At 50.5% G+C, this 2,540-nt stretch carries 6 protein-coding genes; 2 read left to right on the top strand and 4 right to left on the bottom strand.

Annotated elements, in window-relative coordinates; all coding sequences use genetic code 11:
• Positions 1-100 precede the first annotated feature (100 nt).
• The 4 genes from rpmG to D6694_05890 all read right to left on the bottom strand — a co-directional run bounded on the left by rpmG (position 101) and on the right by D6694_05890 (position 1,748).
• The gene (gene rpmG / locus D6694_05905; GenBank protein RMH44414.1) at positions 101-256 is read right to left on the bottom strand and encodes a 50S ribosomal protein L33; all 156 of its coding nucleotides are present in this window, start codon (positions 254-256) and stop codon (positions 101-103) included.
• An 11-nt stretch (positions 257-267) separates the two neighbouring features.
• Complete coding sequence (locus D6694_05900) at positions 268-504, bottom strand: 50S ribosomal protein L28 (GenBank protein RMH44413.1); 237 nt, start codon at positions 502-504, stop codon at positions 268-270.
• Between the two features lie 671 nt (positions 505-1,175).
• Positions 1,176-1,565, bottom strand: a complete 390-nt coding sequence (locus D6694_05895; GenBank protein ID RMH44412.1) for a hypothetical protein — start codon at positions 1,563-1,565, stop codon at positions 1,176-1,178.
• Positions 1,566-1,568: 3 nt separating this feature from the next.
• Positions 1,569-1,748, bottom strand: a complete 180-nt coding sequence (locus D6694_05890; GenBank protein ID RMH44411.1) for a rubredoxin — start codon at positions 1,746-1,748, stop codon at positions 1,569-1,571.
• Positions 1,749-1,834: 86 nt separating this feature from the next.
• Between D6694_05890 and D6694_05885 the strand changes: the two genes are divergently transcribed.
• Together D6694_05885 and ubiA are read left to right on the top strand one after the other, a co-directional pair.
• Positions 1,835-2,317, top strand: a complete 483-nt coding sequence (locus tag D6694_05885) for a chorismate lyase (protein RMH44410.1) — start codon at positions 1,835-1,837, stop codon at positions 2,315-2,317.
• On the top strand, positions 2,317-2,540 hold a 224-nt coding region (gene ubiA / locus D6694_05880), incomplete at its 3' end, for a 4-hydroxybenzoate octaprenyltransferase (protein ID RMH44409.1). The genes D6694_05885 and ubiA, both read left to right, overlap by 1 nt.

Raw genomic sequence — 2,540 nt, 5'->3', positions numbered from 1 at the left:
TCTATGAGCATAGTCGCCATCTTGTGGTGCGACAAGCTTTATGAGCCACAAAAAAGCCCAGCTCAGAGAGCTGGGCTTTCTGTTTTGGAGGCCTAAACAGTTACTTGATTTTGGCTTCCTTGTAGATCACGTGCTTACGAATCACCGGATCGAATTTCTTGATTTCAAACTTGCCAGGCATGTTGCGCTTGTTCTTGGTCGTGGTGTAAAAGTGACCTGTGCCGGCAGTCGATACAAGCTTGATTTTATCGCGCATGTTCTGCCTCCTTAGATTTTTTCGCCGCGGGCACGCAGCTCGGCCAAAACTGCTTCAATGCCCTTCTTGTCAATGATGCGCATCCCCTTCGCAGAAACACGCAGCTTCACAAAACGTTTCTCACTTTCGACCCAGAAACGATGTGTTTGCAAATTGGGCAAGAAACGACGACGCGTCTTGTTGTTCGCATGAGAAACATTATTACCGGTAACCGGACGCTTTCCGGTAACTTGGCACACTCTGGACATAACGGCCTCCAAACAATCAATCTGCTACAAACCCCGCCCGAACCGTTTCATAGTACCGACCGGGCTATCGAAGGGCGCACTTTATAGCAAAAACCTGACTGGAAAGCAACCTGTTGTCCAGGCGCAATACATCCGTGACGCTTATGTTACGATGCCCACAGTGAACCATGTGGACGCGCCGGGCCGCTCGATTGTCCCAATGCAAAGGACTTGATTATGCTTCGACGGTTGAACCTTGCTGGGTGCAGTTGGAAAAAAGGCATCGCAATCTGCGATGCCTTATATGATGCGCTGGTATGACAGAGACTTAACCCTGTGCCACGGCCACGAATTGCGTTTCTTCCACCCTATGCGTTTCTTTTCCCTGAAACAAACTGGTTGTCAAAATACCAACAATCACGATCGCGGCAAGAACCAGCAAAGGATCAGGTTTTCTCTTCATTATTGTTATTCCCCAAAACAACCCAAAGGGCTGAAAACTAACGATCCCGTCCTTGCCTATTTGGCCGCTTCCCTACGAACTCTTGAAGTTATGATCATTTATCTCACAATGCAAGTAATTTTTTCACGAAGCGGAGTCGAGCGCGGGACATCTCCTTCAGTCAAAGACGAGACCGTTGCGTCTCGCACGCACACGTGCCTTCAATCAAGCCATAAAGGCATCATGGCTCCTATTGAACAAGAAATTTGGTAAACAGCACATCCTGCACTAACGGGCGACCAACTTCCTCGGCCAATAGTTTTTGTAAGCCAGAGAGCACACTTTGCCGCAATTCACCATTTCTTTTTTTAACGTCACGCAACGTCTCTTCCGGCGCGGCACTCAAGACTTGCGTCACATAGTCTTCGACCAATGGCAGATTTTCTTCAAGTGCGGCCTGATCTTCCGCTCCCAGCACCACTAGCACCACTTCTGCATTGACAAATCCAAGACGGCCGTTTGGTTTCACATAGTTGGTGATCACGTAGGGTTCGAGGGTCACAAATTGCTTTTGGGGCGGTCCCTCAGCATACACAGCCAATGCCCCCACCAGCCAAAATACATTGAGCCATCTTTTCATCGTCTATTCTCCCGCGTCTTCTGCCACCATATCAAACGCGCTTTTATCCATTCCACAATCTGGACATACCCAGTCGTCCGGTATATCTTCCCAACGCGTTCCCGGCGGAATCCCTTCTTCCGGCAATCCATCACGTTCACTGTACTGAAATCCACAAACCCGACAGGTCCAGATTCGCCACATGGTTCACGTTGCCTTTTTGGAGATGCGTGGGTTTATGCTAGCATAGCTCTCACGCAAAATCGTCAGCCGCATTGGAACGCTACTCGATGCCGACCGATGAGCAAGTCCCAACTCTCTTTAAATATAGCGGCTCCATGACCGAGCAGCTTGAGCAGAAATCCGGTCGATGCATTAAAGTACTGCAACGAAGGGAGTTTGTCGGCCGCACTTTTCGCTTCATTGCCAACATATTGGGACAACCTTACAATCAGCGATTGTGGCAACGAGAGGTGTTCCTAGGTGACACCAGACCGTGGCTATTTGGACGTACGGTGGCCCTGCCAGCGGCGCGCCGCCCAGCTTTGTCTCCACTCCAAAAGCTCGGCGATCAACCATTGGGTCCGGTACTTTTCGATCGACTTGGTGCCCTCAGAGTGCATGCGCAGAGCTTGTCGCTTCCTCCAGAACATCCCCTAATCAGCTCGCTGGAGTGTAGTGAACCCTTGTGGTCAAGGCTCAGTCTGTTCGCCGTTGACTGGCACTGGATCCTCGTTCAGGAAACCATTCTTCCGGAGTGTCCGCTGAAATGATGGTTCAAGATACCCTCCGAACACTGAGAGAACGGCTTCGCCCATATTGGCAGCTGATGCGCTTTGATCGGCCTATTGGCACATTATTGCTACTATGGCCCACAATGACGGGGCTGCTGATCGCCGGAGACGGCCACCCAAATGCCAAACACGTTGTCATATTTTTTCTTGGCGTGGTGATCATGCGAGCTGCCGGTTGCGTCATCAATGACTGGGCTGATCG

This window comes from Gammaproteobacteria bacterium, from assembly GCA_003696665.1.
Taxonomy (GTDB): domain Bacteria; phylum Pseudomonadota; class Gammaproteobacteria; order Enterobacterales.
This window is presented reverse-complemented; position numbering and strand designations above follow the sequence as displayed.